15 protein-coding genes are annotated in these 19,451 nt (G+C 63.7%); 13 read left to right on the top strand and 2 right to left on the bottom strand.

Features of this window, described 5'->3' with window-relative positions:
• Window positions 1-6: 6 nt before the first annotated feature.
• Window positions 7-753 (bottom strand): SDR family NAD(P)-dependent oxidoreductase, encoded by a 747-nt coding sequence (locus tag E4623_RS04055; RefSeq protein ID WP_134765185.1) that lies wholly within the window; start codon window positions 751-753, stop codon window positions 7-9.
• A gap of 103 nt (window positions 754-856) precedes the next feature.
• On the opposite strand from E4623_RS04055, the gene E4623_RS04050 reads away from it, so the two are divergent.
• The 4 genes from E4623_RS04050 to E4623_RS04035 all read left to right on the top strand — a co-directional run bounded on the left by E4623_RS04050 (window position 857) and on the right by E4623_RS04035 (window position 5,181).
• Window positions 857-1,690, top strand: a complete 834-nt coding sequence (locus tag E4623_RS04050) for a helix-turn-helix transcriptional regulator (protein WP_134765184.1) — start codon at window positions 857-859, stop codon at window positions 1,688-1,690.
• Window positions 1,691-1,816: 126 nt separating this feature from the next.
• Complete coding sequence (locus E4623_RS04045; protein ID WP_134765183.1) at window positions 1,817-2,551, top strand: class II aldolase/adducin family protein; 735 nt, start codon at window positions 1,817-1,819, stop codon at window positions 2,549-2,551.
• A 90-nt stretch (window positions 2,552-2,641) separates the two neighbouring features.
• A complete protein-coding gene (locus E4623_RS04040) occupies window positions 2,642-4,069 on the top strand; it encodes an aldehyde dehydrogenase family protein (protein ID WP_134765182.1) in 1,428 nt (475 codons plus the stop codon).
• Complete coding sequence (locus E4623_RS04035) at window positions 4,066-5,181, top strand: iron-containing alcohol dehydrogenase (protein ID WP_134765181.1); 1,116 nt, start codon at window positions 4,066-4,068, stop codon at window positions 5,179-5,181. Before E4623_RS04040 ends, E4623_RS04035 begins: the two co-directional genes overlap by 4 nt.
• A gap of 24 nt (window positions 5,182-5,205) precedes the next feature.
• Here the strand turns inward: E4623_RS04035 and E4623_RS04030 are convergent, their stop codons facing one another.
• Complete coding sequence (locus E4623_RS04030; RefSeq protein ID WP_167736469.1) at window positions 5,206-5,751, bottom strand: TetR/AcrR family transcriptional regulator; 546 nt, start codon at window positions 5,749-5,751, stop codon at window positions 5,206-5,208.
• Window positions 5,752-6,065: 314 nt separating this feature from the next.
• Between E4623_RS04030 and E4623_RS04025 the strand changes: the two genes are divergently transcribed.
• The 9 genes from E4623_RS04025 (at window position 6,066) to E4623_RS03985 (ending at window position 19,451) form a co-directional block, all read left to right on the top strand.
• Window positions 6,066-7,535 (top strand): aldehyde dehydrogenase family protein, encoded by a 1,470-nt coding sequence (locus E4623_RS04025; protein ID WP_245154831.1) that lies wholly within the window; start codon window positions 6,066-6,068, stop codon window positions 7,533-7,535.
• On the top strand, window positions 7,532-9,679 hold the full coding sequence (locus E4623_RS04020) for a hydantoinase/oxoprolinase family protein (RefSeq protein WP_134765178.1): 2,148 nt from the start codon (window positions 7,532-7,534) through the stop codon (window positions 9,677-9,679). The genes E4623_RS04025 and E4623_RS04020 overlap by 4 nt, the downstream gene beginning before the upstream one ends.
• A 1-nt stretch (window position 9,680) precedes the next feature.
• Window positions 9,681-11,666 (top strand): hydantoinase B/oxoprolinase family protein, encoded by a 1,986-nt coding sequence (locus E4623_RS04015; protein WP_134765177.1) that lies wholly within the window; start codon window positions 9,681-9,683, stop codon window positions 11,664-11,666.
• A 414-nt stretch (window positions 11,667-12,080) separates the two neighbouring features.
• On the top strand, window positions 12,081-13,214 hold the full coding sequence (locus E4623_RS04010; RefSeq protein WP_134765176.1) for a substrate-binding domain-containing protein: 1,134 nt from the start codon (window positions 12,081-12,083) through the stop codon (window positions 13,212-13,214).
• Between the two features lie 7 nt (window positions 13,215-13,221).
• Window positions 13,222-14,778 (top strand): sugar ABC transporter ATP-binding protein, encoded by a 1,557-nt coding sequence (locus E4623_RS04005; RefSeq protein WP_134765175.1) that lies wholly within the window; start codon window positions 13,222-13,224, stop codon window positions 14,776-14,778.
• Window positions 14,768-15,841 carry an ABC transporter permease gene (locus E4623_RS04000; RefSeq protein ID WP_134765174.1) on the top strand — a complete coding sequence of 358 codons (1,074 nt, stop codon included), beginning with the start codon at window positions 14,768-14,770 and terminating at the stop codon, window positions 15,839-15,841. Before E4623_RS04005 ends, E4623_RS04000 begins: the two co-directional genes overlap by 11 nt.
• Window positions 15,842-15,914: 73 nt before the next feature.
• Entirely contained in the window at window positions 15,915-16,997 is a 1,083-nt protein-coding gene (locus E4623_RS03995) for a Zn-dependent alcohol dehydrogenase (RefSeq protein ID WP_134765173.1), read from the top strand.
• Window positions 16,998-17,438: 441 nt separating this feature from the next.
• Window positions 17,439-18,173, top strand: coding sequence for a zinc-binding dehydrogenase (locus E4623_RS03990; RefSeq protein WP_348537281.1), 735 nt, complete (start codon window positions 17,439-17,441; stop codon window positions 18,171-18,173).
• Window positions 18,174-18,395: 222 nt separating this feature from the next.
• The gene (locus E4623_RS03985; RefSeq protein WP_134765171.1) at window positions 18,396-19,451 is read left to right on the top strand and encodes a cupin domain-containing protein; all 1,056 of its coding nucleotides are present in this window, start codon (window positions 18,396-18,398) and stop codon (window positions 19,449-19,451) included.

Raw genomic sequence — 19,451 nt, 5'->3', positions numbered from 1 at the left:
GTCAGATCAGTGCGGTCCGTTGACCATCGAAACCACCTGGTCGTAATCGCCGCGCTCCGCGGCGTGGCGCAGGAACTTGACCCGCTCGACGAGCACCTCACGTGTAGACGGCTCGACCGCCAGAAGCTCGATAGTCTCGTCTGCGTACTCGTCGAGAGGCATGGCGCGCTCGCTGTTCTCCTGGCCCAGGAGAGTTGTCCGGACGGCGGGCGGCACGATCTCGATGACCTCGACGTTGGTGTCGGCGAGCTGGAGCCGGATCCCCTCGGTCAACATGTGGATCGCCGCCTTGGTGGCGTTGTACGTAGGAGTCACCGTCAGCGGGATGAACGCAAGACCAGAGGAGACCGTCGCGATGGCCGCGCGTGGCTGCGTCTGAAGATGCTCAACTAGGGCCGCGATCACGCGAATCGTGCCGAGAAGGTTCGTGGTGACGGTGCGCTCGGCAACATCGAGGAAGCCCTCGGACGTGTGCCAGTCCTCGAGCTCCATGATGCCCGCGCTCGTGATCACCATGTTCGTGGACGGGAACCCCGCAAGGAGGGTCTGGACCGCGGTGCGGACGCTCTCCGGGGAGGAGGTGTCGATCTCGACGGTGCCAAGGCCGTGTTCGGCAGCGAGCTCGTCGAGCAGGTGGGTGCGTCGACCGCCGATGATGACGGTGTTTCCCTTGGCCTGGAGACGCGTTGCCAGGGCCAACCCGATTCCGCTAGTGCCGCCGGGGATGAAGATCGTGTTGTCGGTGAGGTGCATGACGTGAACGGTGCCTGCATCCAGCCGGCAGCAGAATGGCCCTGCCTATGGGGGGATTGGCAGTCACCTGTTGCCCGTCCGCGTTCGCGCGCATCATGTTGTCATGCGCTCCATCGAACTGGCTGACTTCCTGCGCCGACGACGAGAGGCCCTGCGACCCGAAGACCTGGGTCTTACTTCGGGAGCCCGTCGACGTGTGGCGGGCATGCGACGCGAGGAGGTAGCAGCACAGGCCGGGATGTCGGTGAACTACTACGCCCGGCTCGAGCAAGGGCGCGGTCCTCAGCCGAGCACCAGCATGCTCACCGCGATCGCTCGAGCGTTTCGGCTATCTACAGATGAGCGTGATTACCTCTTCAGAGTTGCGGGGCACGCGCCTCCGGACCGTACCTTCACCAGTCCTCACGTGGCGCCGGGTCTCATGAGGATCCTTGATCGACTGGACCACAGCCCGGCGCTGATCTTGAGCTCGATGCTTGAGACATTGGTTGCGAACAAGATGGCCGTCCTGTTGTTCGGAGACCACACCACCCGCACGGGGATGGATCGGTACGACGTCTATCGGTGGTTCACGAATCCTGAGTCGCGGTTGGTTTACCCACCTGAGGACCACGAACGTCAGGGGAGGGCCGCGGTGGCCAATCTGAGGGTCGCGTTCGGGCAGATGGGTCCTGGCTCCCGCGCGGAGGAGTTGGTCCGGGTGCTCATGAAGCAGAGCGATGAGTTTGTGTCGATGTGGGAACGGCATGAGGTGGCGCGTCGGTTCGCGGACCGCAAGACCCTGATCCACCCGGAGGTTGGCCAAATTGAGCTCAACTGTCAGGCGTTGTTCACCGAAGACCAGTCGCAGGCCTTGCTTGTCTTGACTGCAGAACCGCGGTCAGCTGGCCAAGAGTTGCTGGACCTGCTCGCGGTGGTCGGGCACCAGCGGTTCTGACCGCCCCTCTTGACCGACCCCGGGCGTCTCCGATCCCTGTAGATCCGCTCGCGGTGGTTGACGGCCCGTTGGCGGCGTGGATACTCTCGCAATTAGTACGTATACGTTCTATTTAGGAGTTCTCCCGTGCCTGACTTGGCAACCCAACTGGTTATCGCCAACCGGATCCTTGCTCGCGAAGACGTCGTAGACGCCTACGGTCACATCAGCGCACGAAATCCCGACCGGCCGGACCAGTTCCTACTCTCCAGGTCCCGCAGCCCTCAGCATGTGCAACTCGACGACATCATGGAGTTCGACCTCGAAGGCCGATGCACGAGCGACGACCCGCGACCGCCCTACATCGAGCGGTTCATCCACGCCGCCATCTACGCCCACAGGCCTGAGGTCCACAGCGTGGTTCACGCCCACACCGAGGCTCTGCTGCCCTTCACCATTACCGACGTCCCGTTGGTGCCAGTCATCCACTCCGGAAGCGAGATGGGCACCGTTGTTCCCAAGTGGGACATCAGCGACGCGTTCGGCGATAGCACCGACCTCCTCGTGTCGAACATGGACATGGGCAACGACCTCGCGGATCGACTCGGAAGCCACTCGGTCGTGCTGATGCGCGGACATGGGTTTGCCGCAGCCGACCAATCCATCCTCACTACAGTCGGCATGACGGTCTACCTGGCCAGGAACGCTCGTGTACTCCTGGCAGCCCGAAACATCGGCGCCTTCAAGCCCCTCTCGGCGGGCGAAGCTGAGGGCCGCAAACGCACGCCGGGCTCGAACTTCGATCCCGACTCGCCAGCCGTTCGACGCAGCTGGGACTACTGGGCGACACGAGCAGGGTGCGCCGAGCTTCTCGACGACTGACCGCGGCGCTCACTCGAAAGCCCTCAATCTCGGCCCAGCCAGACAAACCCCGGTGGCACGATCCCGGACACCAGAATCGGAGCAGGACCAATGACCACATACATCCCTCATCACATCGGCGGGCAAGACGAGGAGTCACAGGACGGGCGAACGTTCGACAACACCAATCCGTGGAGTGACGCCGCGCAGAGCGCTGTTGCGCGCGGCTCCTCCGCCGACGTCGAACGCGCGGTCATCGCTGCGAGGACCGCATTCGACGAGGGGCCTTGGCCGCGTATGTCCGAGGACGAACGCGCTTCCCACCTCGACCGCCTTGCCGACCTCATGGTGGAAAACGCAGAAGAGCTCGCGGCTGCGGAGGCTCGTGACATGGGCCGCCCCTATGCCGCTGCGCTGGCAGTGGACGTACCTCGCGCAGCCGCAATGTTCCGCTTCTTCGCTGACCACGTATCCATGGCAACCGGCGAAACCTACCCGCATGGCAACGACTACCACGCGTACTCGGCATTCCGGCCCGCCGGCGTCGTAGCAGCAATCACCCCTTGGAATCACCCGCTCATGCTCGGAACTTGGAAGATCGCCGCCCCGCTTGCCTGGGGCAACACGGTCGTCATGAAGCCGGCAGAGTCGAGCCCAACGTCGGCGTACATGGTCGCCTCATTGGCGCTAGAGGCAGGCATCCCTCCCGGCGTCCTCAACGTTGTTCAAGGCTACGGAGCCGAAGTTGGTGCTGCTCTCACCAGCTCGACAGCCGTCGATCGGATCACCTTCACCGGCTCAACTGCTACCGGGCGGACAGTGGCCCAGGCAGCCGCGGCGAACCTGGTCCCCACGACCCTCGAACTCGGCGGGAAGGGTGCCTCGATCATCGCCCCAGATGCCGACCTCGACCATGCAGCAGAGCTCACCGCCCGCGCCGTCTTCAACAACACCGGCCAGGTGTGCCTCGCAGGCACCCGAGTGTTGGCTCACGAAAGCATCAAGGACGACTTCACCGAACGCCTCGTCGCGCAGGCCGACAAGCTGACTGTCGGGGACCCATTCGACGCCCAGACTGACCTCGGCCCACTTGCCTCCGAGGCACAGCGCGAGCGAGTGACCAACTACTTCGACCGGATCCCCGGTGAGAAGGGAACCGTCCTGTGCGGCGGTCCACGAGACGGGAACTTGTTCGCGCCCACCGTTGCCGTTGACCTTGATCCACGAGGGAGCGTCGCACAGGAAGAAGTGTTCGGGCCCCTAGCGACTGTCATCGGGTACACATCGGACGAACAGGCAGTCGCCCTCGCAAACGACACTCGCTACGGACTGACCAGCGTGCTGCACACGCAGTCCTTGTCGCGGGTACGGCACATGATCCCGCGATTGCGCAGTGGCACGGTCTGGGTCAACTGCTACCAAGTTCGAGACCTGCGTGCCCCGATCGGCGGACCAGGCGACTCCGGTATCGGTCGCGAAGGCGGCGCGTTCAGTCGCGAGTTCTTCACTGAACCTCAGGCGGTGTTCGTCTCCGCATGACTAAGCGCAACTCGACGTTCCACGTCCCGACTCGTGTCGTAGCCGGGATCGGGTCCTTGGACGCACTATCCGACGCGATTCTGTCTTTCGGCGTCACCACGGTGGGCGTAGTGGCCGACCGCGGAGTAGCCGAAGCTGGCGTGCTGGACCAAGTCACCGACGTCCTTCCGGACGGGATCGCGGTGACCACCATGCACATCGACCCGGACCCGGGGGTTGCTGCCACCGAACAGTCGTGTCGGACCGCACGCGAGGCGGGGATCGAACTAGTTGTCGGAGTTGGGGGCGGGAGTGCCCTCGGCGTCGCCAAGGCGGTCGCACTGCGACTGCGTAACGAGAAGACGATCGACGCCTACGAGGTCGGCGCCGATCCGATCAGTCATGCACCGGTGCCGAGTATCGCCATCCCCACGACCGCTGGCAGCGGAAGCGAGGTCTCGCGCACACTCGTCCTTCACGAGCCGGGCCGATCTCGCGAGCTCATCGTTACGGACGAGCGCTTGGCGCCCAATTTGGCCTTCCTCGATGGCCGCTTGCTGCGCTCCCTGCCTGTCCGACCGCTTACCTATGCAGCCTTGGACGCCCTGTCGCATGCGATGGAGTCCCTGTGGTCACGCAACTCGTCGTTCGCTACGGAAGCATTGGCAATGAGCGCAGCGCGGACAATCGTCGCCAAACTCCCGGCCGCTCTGGCCGGCGTGGGAGATTTGAACGGTTCAGGTGACAACGACGAAGTACTCCAAGACCTCCTGGAGGCGAGTTGTGCGGCGAACTTGGCCTGCGGTAACAGCGGTCTCACATTGGTCCACTCTCTCTCGAGCGCAATCGGCATCCATGTCGAGCACGGACACCAGAACGGCATCCTGCTACCTGCGGTGGCTCGCTTCAATGCTGCGGAGGTTCGACCCGAGGTCGCCGCACTGGCCGCGGACATTACGCCGATGTACGAACAGATCGGGTTCCGACCAGAATTCCGTCACGGAACTATCCCCGATGGTGCAGCTGAAATGATGATCGAGGCGGCGGCCAGCCATCCGGCTCGGCACAACAACTTGAAACTGGCGACCGACGACGACCTACGAACACTCTTGGCGACAGTGGGGGCACATTGATTTGCCGGGTTTCGCTACGAGTCTTTAGGTCTTGCGGGCAAGTAGTTCCATAGCGAACGGAATCAGTTCATAGGCGGGTCTAGTTTCGGTCGGGGACCGGGCGCCCTCGAAGATGGCGATGACCATGTCCGTCGCCATGTTGGTGTCGAGTTCGGTACCGGACTCTGTCAGCGCTTCCCTCACCAACCCGGTCAGCCACCCCATGAATTTGGTATGTGCCGCCTCGACGGTCGCTGAGTACGGGAGCCTCTCGTGCATCTCACGGTGCAGGTGTCTGTATGGATAGAGCTCGACCAAGCCGCGCTTGAGCCGGCTGGCGGCATCCAGGGACGCGTGCTGCACGTTGAGTTGCTCGATCTCACGGTCCAGGAGACCGTCCATCACGGCGGCGAAGACATCATCCTTCGACTCGTAGTACCAGTAGACGTTGGCCCGAGCGACGTGGGCTGCAGCGCTGATGCTCGCGATCGTCGTGTTGGCGTAACCGTGGGCAACGAACTCTTGGGTGGCCGCATCGAGGAGTTCGGCTGCGCGCTCATCCCGGGGTATGTGCCTGCGGTTGCGAGGCAACGTGCTGCTCCATCCTGGCGAGAGCCGTCGAGGTCTATTGGTGAAGGTCCGTATAGGTCCTATCCAGCGATGACGTACCACGACGTCCGACGCCGCTTCGGCCGATCAGGGCGACGATAGGCCACAGAACCCGTCCGCGGCATAGCAGACCCGAATTTCGTGCTCCGGATCATCTTGACTTTGGTTCGAGAAGAGCCATGATGGAGTGCAGCAGATGTGATGCGCGCCACCATCTCTCCCTTGGTGGCGCACATCGCAGTCCGAATACTCCGTATACGTGAGATGTGCGCGAAGCGCACGAGAAAGGTGGATGGATGCCCACCCAGGTAGAGCTGTTCCCAATGGTCATCGGGGGACGCGAGCGCAGCGCCAGCGATGGCGAAACGCTCGACGCCATCAACCCAGCCACCGGCGAACTCCTGGCCCGGGTCCCGTCTGCCACGGCAGACGATGTGAACGACGCGGTCACGGCCGCCCTGACAGCGGCTTCTGAGTGGAAGCGTCAGGACCCACAGGTATGGCGCGATGCCCTGCTGGCGATCGCAGACCTGATCCACGAGAACGGCGACGAGCTCGCCCTGCTCGACGTCCAGGACAACGGCAGCCCGATCCGGGAGATGCGCAACGACGTCCGCTTCGCGGTGGAGTGCCTGCGCTACTACGCGTCTCTGACCATGCAAGTTGCCGGGCGCACCGTGCCGACATCCAGCAGCCGCTTGAACTACACGCTCCGGCAGCCGTTTGGTGTTGTGGCCCGCATCATTCCCTTCAATCACCCCTTACTCTTCGCAGCTTCCCGAATCGGGGCCCCGTTGGCCGCCGGGAACACCGTCATCATCAAGCCGAGCGAGCACACCAGTCTGTCCGCGGTTCGCGTGGCACAGCTGGCCCAGAAAGTCCTGCCCCCCGGCGTCGTCAGCTGCGTAACCGGCCTCGGCGCCACTGCGGGCGACGCCTTGGTCACACACCCTGATATTCGACGGATTTCGTTCACCGGTTCGGCCGAAACTGGACGGCGCATCGTCGCGCGAGCTGCGCAGGTGAACCTGAAGACTGTGACCCTGGAGCTCGGAGGCAAGAACCCGCTCGTAGTCTTTCCTGACAGCGACATCGACGCAGCGATCGCTGCGGCGGTGCGCGGCATGAACTTCACCTGGCAGGGACAGTCGTGCGGGTCAACTTCACGGCTGATCGTCCACAGGGACATTTACACCGACTTCGTGGACGCCGTCGCATCGAAGGTCGATGCCATCCGGTCCGGGTCCCCGTCCGATGACGACACCGAGACCGGCGCGATCGTGAACCAGTCTCAGATGGACAAGGTCACCGAATTCATCGGCATCGCGCACAACGAGGGCGCACGCCTAATCGCTGGCGGAAGCCGGCTCACCGACGGGGATTTCAACCGGGGACTGTTCGTCAGGCCGACGGTATTCGCAGACGTCGACCCGAACTCACGCCTCGCTCAGGAAGAGATCTTCGGACCAGTTCTCGCCGTCATGCCCTTCAACGACTACGACCACGCCATGGGCATCGCCAACAGCGTGCAGTACGGGCTGACCGCCAGCGTCTTCACCAGTGACCTCGGACTCGCGCACCGCTTCGCGCGCGACATCGAAGCTGGCTACGTATGGGTCAACGACGTTTCCCGTCACGTTCCGGCCACCCCCTTCGGCGGATGGAAGGACAGCGGCCTGGGTCGCGAGGAGGACATGTCCGAAGTGGAGTCGTTCACCCAGATCAAGAACGTCCACGTCAACTTCGAGACCGAAGGTCCGCGATGACCTACGTCCTGGGAGTCGACATCGGCGGCACGTTCACTGACGCGTTCGGGTGCGACGACGAAGGGCGAGCCTTCTCGGCCAAGGCACCCTCCACGCCCGGCGACTTCGCAACGGGAATGATCGATTCGCTGACCGAACTGGCCAACACGATCGGCCGCCCCATCAGCGAGCTTCTCAGCGAGACCGCCTACATCTGTCACGGCACCACATCAACCCTCAATGCCCTAGTCACCGGCAACGTCGCACGCATCGGATATCTGTGCACTCAGGGGCACGCTGACTCCATCCGCATCCAGAACGCCGAAGGACGACACACCGGGTTGTCCGCTGAGGAAAAGCAGAATCTCTCCCAAACCGACAAACCCCAGCCACTTGTGCACCACAGTCTCGTTCGTGAGCTTCACGAGCGGGTAGACCACTCAGGCTCGGTCATCATTGCCTTGGACGAGGACCACACGAGGAAGGTCGTCCAGGAGCTCATCGATGCCGGAGTCGAGGCAATCGCCGTAAGTCTCCTCTGGTCGTTCATCAACCCCCAGCATGAGCAGACGGTGGAACGCATCATCGGTGAATTGGCGCCGGACATGCACGTCGGTTTGTCCTCGCAGCTCAGCCCAAGAATCCGCGAGTACTCCCGCAGCGTGACGACGATCATGAGCACCCAGGTAGCGCCGCGGCTTCGGGCCTACCTAGATCCGTTGACCGACCGTCTCACAAGCCTGGGGTTCAGCGGCTCCCTGCTCCTGATGCAAGGGTCCGGTGGCGCAGTTACTGCAGCCGAGGCACCGAACCAGGCGATTACTACCGTCGGCTCCGTCCTCACCGGAGGCATCGCAGGCTGCGTCCGGTTGGGTGCACTTCTAGATCACCCGAACGTCATCTCAACCGACATGGGTGGCACAACCTTCCTGACCGGCCTCGTGGTTGATGGGGCACCAGTGGTGAGCCCGACCATGCTGCTCGGCCAGTATCGGGTGAACACACCCATGGTCGACGTCACCGCGATCGGCAGCGGCGGCGGCGCCATCGCATGGCTGGACCACGGGAACCTGCGTGTGGGACCCGATAGCGCCGGCGCCAGTCCCGGCCCAGCATGCTTCGGTGAGGGAGGCACCCGCCCCACGATCACAGATGCGAACCTGGTTCTCGGGCTTCTCGACGCGAACCAGTTCCTCGGCGGCCGCAAGCAGCTCCACCTGGACCTGGCACGCGAAGCCCTCCTTCGCGATGTCGGAGGCCCACTCGGCCTGAACGCTGAAGAAGCGGCGGCGGCGGTTTACGCGATCGCCAACTCACAGACAGCTGACCTTGTGAGGCGCGTAGTGGTCGGCGCCGGGCACGACCCACGCGACTTCGTGGTCTACGCCTACGGCGGATCCGGGCCGGTTCACTGCGCGAGCTATGCCGCTGACCTCGGGGTCCGTGAAGTTGTCGTGCCCCTGGGCACGACTGCCTCCGCATTCTCGGCTTACGGGCTGGCGGCGACTGACGTCGTCCTAGCGGCTGAGTCGTCGCGACCGAGCACCTTCCCTCTCGATGTTGACCAGGTGGCTGCCGAGTTCGCGGCACTCGAGACCACCCTTGCTGACAACCTGAGCCGGCAGAACATCGAGTTCGCCTCAGTCACCACCAGGCGTGAAGTAGACGTCCGCTACTCGATGCAACTGGCAGAGCTCGCCACGCCGGTCGGGGCAGGTGTGATCGATGAGCGAACCGTCGCCGACATCGCCGGGGAGTTCGAGGCCCAGTACGCACGCCTGTTCGGTGCTGAAGCCGGGTACCGCGACGCGGGGTTGCAAGCCATCAGCTACCGGGCGTTCGTCACCGGAGAACTCCCTCTGCGTCCTCAGCTCCCCGAGGCCCCGACCCGTGCGAGTGAGGAACTGCGGCCGCGCAGCCACCGACGGGTCTGGCAGATCGCCAGGCTCGGTTGGCAGGAAGCAGCGATCTACCACTACGCCGACCTCTACGCCGAGGACCAGATCAACGGCCCTGCCGTCATCGAGGCGTCGACCACCACCGTTTCGATCCCCGAAGGCGTGCTGGGGACGGTCGACCGGTACGGCAACCTCCGGCTGACCTTCGAGACTGTCGGGCAATCGAATGCGTCCGTGCTGAGCGGCAACACGACAGGAGGCCAGTGAAATGGCTGTGTTCCATGTGCAGGGCTCCGAGAAATTCGCCAGTGGATCGGAAGACCGAGGCGTTGACCCCGAGCGGCTCGACCCCCGGCTGCGGCTGCACCACCCCGACGACGCATTGTCAGTAGATGCCCTGACCTACGAGATCGTCAGGCACCGGCTCGCAGCCATCACCGAGGAGATGGGCGCAGCAATCAAGCGCATGTCCGGATCGGTTGTGGTCACCGATGCCGTGGACTTCGGGGTCTGTATCACCGATGAGGTAGGCGACGCCGTCCAGGTAGGCATGTACAACGCCCAACTGTGCGCCACCATGGACATGGCGGTGCGCTGGACCTTGCAGAACAGGTCGGACAACCCTGGAATCCAGGCCGGCGACATGTTCCTCTGCAACGACCCTTGGGTCGGTGGCGGCGTCCACCAGAACGATGTTTCGCTGTTTGCTCCGCTGTTCGTCGGCGATGAGCTCTTCGCTTGGACTTGCGCCGTAGCTCACCAGATCGATCTCGGTGGCGTCTCACCGGGAAGCTGGTCCGTCCACTCGAAGGACGTGTTCTGGGAGTCCCTTCCTATTCCCCCACTCAAGATCGTGTCTGGTGGAGTTGTTCTGGCAGACGTGGAGGACTCGTATCTGCGGCGATCGCGAATGCCGGCGCTCGTGGGCCTTGACCTTCGCGCGAAGATCGGTGCCAACAATGTGGCCCAGCAGCAGTTGACTCGCTTGGTCGAGCGCTACGGCGCTGACGTCGTCAAAACGGTCATGCGGCGCATCATGGACGACGCCGAGGGAAGACTGCGGCAGCGGCTCACCGAGCTCCCCGACGGTGAGTGGTCCTCCGTCGCCTACCAAGACCAGGCCCGAGTGGGAGACCGTGGCCTGTACAAGATCGCCTTGTCGATGACGAAACACGGCGACCGCATCACGTTCGACTTCACTGGCACAGACGAACAGGTCGAGGGTCTCATCAACTGCACATTCGCCGGACTCCGCGGTGGTGTAGTTACCGGGATCCTGACCCTGATCTGCGGGCGGATCCCGTGGGCCCCCGGCGGACTTATGCGATGCGTAGAAATCATCTCCGAGCCAGGAACCATCAACAACTGCACCTTCCCCTCCGGGATCAGCAAGGCGTCAGTTGCCAGCGCCTGGGCCACTGGCAACGCGGTACACGAATGCCTGGCGAACATGCTCGACGCCGAAGAGACCTCGACACCAGAGTTCATGAGCGTCTGTAAGGGCACCTTCGGCCTCTCCTTGCTCGCCGGGGTCGACCAGCGTTCCAACCCATTCGTCACCATGCTGTCCGACTGCATGGCCGGCGGATTCGGGGCACGCCCCGACCGCGACGGCGTCGACACCGCTGGTGAGTCGCCAAACCTCGGGGGCAGGATCGCCGACGTCGAGATGAACGAGTTTGCATATCCGGTTCTGTACCTGTGGCGACGAGAAGAACCAGACAGCGGTGGGCCCGGACGATTCCGAGGTGGGCTCGGGGGGTCCAGCTGCCTCATCCCTCATGACACTGCCGCCCGGGCGATCCACTTGGTTAGTTGCTCTTCAGGCAAGGCACTGCCGCAGGCTGCCGGCCTGAGCGGCGGATACCCGGGCAGTGCCTCGTATGAGGTCATCGTCCGCGACAGTGACATTCGTAACCAGCTACGCGAGAGCGGGATGCCGATCGCGTTGGTGGACATCGGGGGGTCCGCAGAGATCGTTCCTCCCGCACTCGAGACAGTTCTCGACTGGGACGACGTGTACTACTTCGAGTGGCAGGGTGGCGGCGGGTACGGCGATCCTTTGCGTCGTGACCCGAGCTTGGTTGCCCGAGACCTCACGGACGCCAAGATCGGTGAGGTCGCTGCGCACGACATCTATGGCGTTGTTGTGAGCGACGACGACACCGGCTTCCTCATTGATGCTGCTGCCACGGTCACGCGGCGAGAGGAACTTCGACAAGTACGTGTCTCCGAGAGTGAGGTGCGTCCATGAGCGCGACGACCCGCAGACTCGACGACAACCTCGACCTAGTTGATGGCGCTGTTCGCTGCCGACACTGCGGAGCGACAGTCGGAAGTGCTGACAAGTGGCTCGCGAATGCGCGCGTCCGGCAGTCCCCGTGGCCCACCGTCGGGACACGTCTGCCAACACATTCCGCGACTTACGTCGACGAGGCAATCGTGCATAGGCAGGCGTTCTGCCCGGGGTGCTACACCGTTCTGCAGACCGAGGTCCTGCCTGAGAAGGACATAGGGCTCCGAAGCAGGCGCATCAGCTAGCGGCCCCACCGCCTCACTACGTCCGTCCGGCCGACAGGTCGGCGGCTAGAGGGCCATGCCCTCATGACGGTCATCCGGGTGACCGGCGCGCCCACCCTGAGAACAAACATCGCGAAGGAGACAACCAATGGTGTTCCACGCAAGGCGTCGTCGAGCCAGCCTGGCACTCGTTACGACCGCCGCATTGCTGGCGTTGGCCGCATGTGGCTCGGATGACACGTCCGACAATTCGGGCCGCGAGGCAGCGACCAAACAGGTGATCGACGACGCGAAGGAGCGGACGAAGACCTACACGGACGCGCCGAGCGACTTCCCGGCCGACGTACCCCTCTCCGCGCCCATCCCCGCCGACACGAACTTGGCTTACCTGCAGTGTGCAGCAGCCGTGTGTGCCCAGCTCTCAGAACTGCTTCAGGACGGCGTCGATGCTCTCGGCGTCAACCTCACAATCGTTAAGGCGGGCGCGTCAACCGCGGACGTCCAGAGTGCCTTCTCGTCCATCCTCGAGCAGTCCCCGGACGTGATCATCGTGCCTGCTATCGAGCCCGACGCCATTGCCTCACAGCTCGAAGAGGCAGAGGCCGCCAACATCCCCGTCGTCAGCACCGGCATCATGGGAATCGAGAAGTACGGCATCGATGCGGCCTCCTTCGGTCAGCCACTCGCTGAGGCCGTCGGCCGTCTGCAGGCCGACTGGGTAGCGGCAAACCATGACCAGGACTCCAAGGTCGTCTTCTACACCACACCCGAACTCGACTTCTTCGGCCCCGAAGGCGACGCGTTCGAGAAGCAGTTGGCCGAGGTGTGCCCGGCGTGCGACCTGCGCGTCGTCGACCTTCCCATCACCAGCTACGGCTCCACCGCACCGTCACTTGTCGTCAGCGACCTGCAGGCAAACCCAGACACCGACATCGCGGTCTTCGGTGCGAATGAGCCGACAACCGGCCTTCCGGCAGCACTCCGGGCCGGCAGCATCGACATCCCATACATCGGGTTCGGTCCCACACCGTCCAACCTTCAGGACATCGAGAACGGAGACCAGGCTGCGGGCCTCGGACTCGACTACCCGGTACTGGCCTGGACGATGGTCGACGAAGCAGCACGTCTGGCAATCGGCGACCCGCTGACTGCGGTCGAACAAGAGCAGTTCGTCCCGATCCAGTGGCTGGACGCTGACTCGCTCAGTGGCGACCTGTCCCTGGGATGGACCGGCTACCCAGACTACGCAGAGCGCTTCTCCACATTGTGGAACGTGGGCTGACCTGCCCATGAACTCGAATCAGTTGCTCCGAACCCGTGGTCTGGGGAAGTCGTTCCCGGGCCAACGCGCCCTCATCGATGTCGACCTCGACCTGCATTCGGGGGAGATCGTGGCGGTGGTAGGCCAGAACGGTTCAGGGAAGTCCACGCTCGTGAAGGCGCTCACAGGCATTCACGACCCTGATCCGGGAAGCCGGATCGAGGTGCGCTCAGCAAGCGGCGATTGGCTCCACGGAGCAGCTACACGTGCTGAGATTCATGTGATCCACCAGGATCTCGGCCTCATCCCGATGCTGAACACGGTCGAAAACCTCAACTTGGCACGGGCGGTGGGGAGCCGCGGCTGGCTCCCCACTTCCCCCAGGCGCGAACGACAAGCTGCCAAGTCACTCATCAGACGCTTCTCCGGTGACTTCGACGTCAACGCGCCCATCGAGAAACTCACGCCCGGCGAGCGTTCCATCGTCGCCATCGCGAGGGCTCTCAGCAACTGGCCTCGACCCGATCAGGTTCTGCTACTCGATGAACCCACGGCCGCCCTCCACGGTGATGAGGCGGCCAGGCTGTTCGAAGCAATTACACGCGTAGCCGAACAAGGCGCCGGTGTCATCTTCATCAGCCACCGCCTAGACGAGGTCCTCGACCTCGCGCACCGCGTCGTCGCACTGCGCGGTGGCCGCGTAGTCGCCGACGTGCCCACCTCAGAACTGAATCGAGGCAAGCTCATCGAGCTGATCGCGGGCAAGAGCCTGGCGTCTCTCGACACAGGGAACCGGAACCTGGGCGCTCCTACGTTGGAAGCACGCGCAATTCGCGGGGGCGAGGTAGACGGAGTCAGCCTGACTGTCCACGCCGGCGAGATCGTCGGCGTCGCAGGAATCCTTGGGTCTGGCCGAGAGCACCTCTGCGGTCTTCTATTTGGATCGACGCCGAGATCCGCTGGCAGCGTGCTTGTCCAGGGCAAGAACCTTCCGGCCTCGCCGCGACGCGCCGTCAGCCGTGGTGTTGGGTTCGTCCCTTCGGATCGGCACGCCGACGGGGCGATCATGACCATGCCGGCCCGAGAAAATCTGACCCTGCCGTCCTTACGTCAACTGCGAGGCAGGCTGGGAAATCTCCGGGCCAACGCGGAGAGGCGCGAGGCAACTCTGTGGGCGAACCGGGTCGAACTCGATCCGCCCGATCCCGAACGGACCCTCGAGCTGTTCAGTGGCGGGAACCAGCAGAAAGTCGTACTCGCCAAATGGCTGCGCAACCAGCCCGTTGTCCTGCTACTCGACGAACCGACCCAAGGCGTAGACGTAGGCGCCAAAGCAGCCATCTATCAACTCGTCATCGATGCGGCGGCTGCCGGGAGCGCCGTAGTTGTTTCCTCCTCTGACTCAGCTGAGTTGGCCGAGCTCTGCGACCGGGTCGTGGTCCTACGCGGCGGACGAATTGCGGCTGAGGTGCAGCGCAACGAGTTGAGCGAAGCGCGACTCGTCACTGAAAGCCTCGAAGCCGAGATCTCTCACCCCACGACCCAGCCCGCCGAAGACGCAGAAGAGGCCCCCTATGTCCATTGACGCCGCAAACGATCGACTCGATGGCGCCCGCCTCGCCACGCCTACTGACCCACCTTCGGTGAGCCGTGCGCGCGTGCTTCTGCGGACCCTGTCTTTCCGCAACATCAGTGCCATCTACATCCTGATCGCGCTCGTCGCAATCTACTCGCTGTGGGTTCCAGACACGTTCCTGACAGCATCGGTCTGGCGATCGATGCTCGACAACAGCGCCCTCGTAGCCATCGTCGCGGTGGGGCTCGTCCTTCCTCTGGCCGCTGGAGCTTTCGACCTCGCCGTCGGAGCCGAGGTTGGCCTGGGCGCGATTGTCGTGGCCTGGCTCCTGACAGAGCAAGGCTTGGGTCCGGCTCAGGCAGTCGTTCTCACACTGGTCGCTGGCGCCGCAGTCGGCGCATTCACCGGAATCCTCATCACAGTCGCAAACATCGACTCCTTCATCGCCAGCCTCGGCATGAGTTCTGTTGTCCTTGCTGCCATCGCCTGGCTCTCGGACTCGCAGCAGATCCTCAACCTGGGCGAAGGGTTCCAGGACTTTGCTACAGGGCAACTCTTCGGCTTTACCCACCCGGTATGGCTTGCGCTGGTCGTCGGCCTGATCGTTTGGTACGTCCTCGAGCGCACCCCGGTCGGACGGCGGATCTATGCCACGGGTGGCAACCTGAACGCAGCACGCCTCGCAGGAGTTCGCACTTCTCTGATCCTGGTTGGAGCACTCGCAGCTTGCGGGGCTATAGCCGGATTCGCAGGGGCGCTCGCGAGCTCGCGACTGGCAACAGGTGACCCAACCATCGGCCCCGCCTACCTCCTACCCGCGTACGCGGCAGCCTTCCTGGGATCTACCCAGTTCCGAAGTGGCCGATACAACGTGGCAGGCACCCTCGTAGCCGTCTTCGTGCTGGCGGTTGGAGTGAAGGGCCTCCAGCTCGGCGGCGCCCCGGTGTGGATCCCCGATCTCTTCAACGGCATGGCGTTGCTCCTCGCGGTGGGCATGGCACGAACCCAACGACGGGCGCGCCAAGCCCGAGCTGCCCGAGGGGTCCGCCGACACGAAGTTAAGGACGAGTGACGGCTCACCTGCCGGTAGCGACGCGCCAGCCAGCAAAACAGCCCCCTCACATATCCCGATCAATGGAGCAGCCATGCGCGCCGCGGTAATGCACGACACGAACCAATCATTCACCATCGAGAACATTCAGCCCCGCGATCCCGGACCCGACGATGTCGTCGTGCGCCTCGAGGCAACCGGGGTATGCCACAGCGACATCTCCGCCACACGCGGGTTCTTGAGAATCGCGCCGCCTGCTGTTCTCGGACACGAAGCAGCCGGCGTGGTCGAAGATATCGGTAGCAACGTCCAAGGAATCGTCAAAGGTGACCGAATTGTCGCCAGCCTGGTTCCCGTCTGTGGCAACTGCTATTGGTGCGTCAACGGTCAAACGCACCTTTGCGCCGAGACAGATGCGGTGCGAGGCACTGTCCGAGCCGAACTCGCCGACGGCCGACCGGTGACAACAATGCTCGGGCTCGGTGCCTTCGCTGAGTACATGACGATCGACCGGCGGTTAGCCGTGAAGATCGAGTCCGAACTCCCCTCCGAACAACTCGCCCTCATCGGTTGCGGCATCGCAACCGGCGCCGGAGCAGCAATGTTCACCGCCAAAGTCAGTGCTGGATCATCCGTTGCCGTTATCGGGTGCGGGGGAGTCGGACAGAGCGTGATCCAGGGGGCTCGGCTCCGTGGTGCGGCACGCATCATCGCGGTAGACCCAATCGCGTTGAAGCGGACCGTGAGTCTTGGGCTGGGCGCCACCGACACAGTTGACCCGACGCTGGCGGATACGGCCGAACAGGTACGAGAACTGACCGGAGGGCGAGGCGTCGACTTCGCCTTCGAGGTCGTCGGATCCCCGGCGACGGTGACGGTGGCATACGAGTGCGCTCGACGCGGCGGGGTCGTCACAACAGTGGGAATCCCTGCACCCACCGCTCGCCTCGACCTTCCGGCTTCTGACTTCTTTCGCGCAGAAAAGCACCTAATCGGGTCGTACTACGGGTCGACGCAAGTTCGCTCGGACTTCCAGCGGTTCGTGGACCTCATCGAAGCCGGACGGCTCGACGCAGAAGGCCTCATTACGACCCGATACGGGCTCGACGCCCTCCCGTCGGCGTTCACCGACCTCGAGGCCGGCCACACAATCCGAGGAATGGTCACCTTCCCGTAAACATCAGCTCCAATCAGGCGGCTACACCCCGACGCTTCCCGACAGTGAAGGAAAATGACAGTGACTCGCGCAGCTGTGGTACCCGAGGCCGGAGCGCCATTCGAGATTCAACAGGTCGAGTTGGACGAGACCAGGCCAGACGAGGTCGTCGTCCGAATGGTCGCAGCCGGTCTCTGCCAGTCCGACATGGGAGCCGCGCACGGTCACTTCCCCTTCCCACTTCCCGGCGTGTTAGGTCACGAAGGCGTCGGTGTCGTAGAGAGCATCGGTAGCCGCGTCACCAAGACTGCCCCTGGCGACCGTGTACTTCTGAGTTTCGCTCAATGCGGCACTTGCCGATGGTGCCGAGGAGGACACCCGGCCTACTGCGAAGTGAAGGTACCGCTGAACCTAACCGGCGGGCGCCGAGCCGACGGGTCGGTTACCATCCGAGCAGGAGCTGTGGAGCTCGGCGGGCACTTCTTCGGCCAGTCATCCTTCGCTGAGCACGCTCTGGTCCACGAGGACAGCCTCGTAATCCTGGGTTCTCACGTACCAGACGCATCTCTCCCGGCCCTCGCGTCTCTGGCATGTGGAGTGCAAGCAGGCGCAGGTGCCGTTCTGAACGTCCTGCGCCCTGTCCCGACCGACGTTGTAGTCATTGCCGGCGCAGGTGGAGTGGGGCTGGCCGCCGTCATGGCGACGAAGTTGCTGCGCCCGAGTCGGGTGATTGTGGTGGACCGCGTTCCGGAACGCCTAGCGCTTGCGAAGACTATGGGAGCAGACATCACCGTAGACACTTCAGGCGAAGACCTGGTCCAGGTTCTTTCTGAACTCACTCACGGCGTCGGTGTCGACGTCGCCATCGACACCACAGGGCACGTTCAGGTCATTGAGGGACTCGTCGCTTCGTTGGCTATTCGCGGCCAGTGCGGAATCGTTGGCGTTCCCCCAGCCGGCCAGCACGCCGCGTTCGATGTGATGCCTCTAGTCATGGGACGGAGCATCCGCGGGATCGCGGCGGGGGACTCCGAGCCCCAGACATTCCTCCCGTACCTCGTCGACCGCGTTCTGGACGGAAGCTTGCCAGTGCAGACCATGCAACAGCACTACGCGTTCGAAGACATCAACATTGCCGCTGCGGACGCCGCGGCCGGTAGGACCGTGAAGCCGGTGCTGGTGTTCGACAGCGTCTGACGAGCTCGCGCGTACAGGGGCCCGCGGCCGTGCGCGACATCGTCGCCGCGGCCGAGGCCGGGGGGACCACCCGGACGGCTGCACGCCCGAGACTCAGGACGGTCCCGGCCGAGAGCCCCGAGGGCTTAAGCGACGGCAAGCCTTTCAGCGGTGGCTGCCGTGTTGACGCGCGCGGCCCCGGCCATATAATCGTCCGTATACGTACTAACTAGGAGGAGTGCCGTGGGCACCGAACGGTTTACCAGCGAAGAGGACGACGTCCAGACCCTCTACAACGATCTAGCGGACGAACACCTCCAGCCCCTATGGGAGCTGACTGGCCTCCTCACGCACGAACCGGCCGTCAGTACTCAACCGTTTCGCTGGAGCGGCCGCACCCTGAAGAAGCTGGCCGCCCGGTCAGGAGAACTGATCCCCATCGACAGGGGTGGTGACCGTCGTGTACTCGCTTGCGCCAACCCGGGGCTTCAGGGCGCGCCCTTCGCTACCTCGACAATGTGGGCCGCAGTCCAGTTCCTCAATCCGTCCGAAGGCGCACCGCCGCACCGGCACACGCCGGCGGCTCTCAGATTCGTACTGGAAGGGGAGGGGGCTTGGACGCTCGTTGACGGTGACCCACTGCACATGGCCACGGGTGACTTGGTGCTGACACCCAGCATGACCTTTCACGAGCACCACAACCCTGGCGCCCAACCAATGATGTGGATGGATGTGCTGGACCTCCCAATGGTCGCTGCACTCGATGCAGTCTTTTTCGAAGAGGGGCCCACCGAGCAGGTGGACACCCGCACGGACCCCCTCTCGAGCTCCGAGCAGCACTGGGGTGGCGGACCTGGACTATCGCCGGTCCGGCACCTCGGCAAGAACGCTGCCGCACCGCACTCTCCGCTGCTGGCCTACCGCTGGGCCGACACCGACCGTGCCTTGAGCCGTCTTCTCGATTCCGATTCGAGCGCCAGCGAAACGACACTCAGGTTCACCAACCCCTTCAGCGGCGGCGATGTCATGCCCACGATGCGCTGCCAGATGCAACGAGTCCTTGCGGGAAACCAGTCCGCCCCGCGTCGACAGACAGGGTCACAGGTTTGCGCCGTCCTCCACGGCAACGGTGTCATCCACGTCGGCAATACGTCGTTCCCAGTGGAGAGCGGGGACATTGTCGTGATCCCCTCCTGGCACACGTGGCAAATCCGCGCTGACGCCGAGCTTGATCTGTTCTCCGTGTCCGACGCGCCCGTTCTAGAGTCGTTGGGCCTGTATCGAGAGACCGCGGAGTAG

The sequence above is a fragment of the Nocardioides sp. 1609 genome (genome assembly GCF_004522105.1).
In the GTDB taxonomy this organism is placed as follows: Bacteria; Actinomycetota; Actinomycetes; order Propionibacteriales; family Nocardioidaceae; genus Nocardioides.
This window is presented reverse-complemented; position numbering and strand designations above follow the sequence as displayed.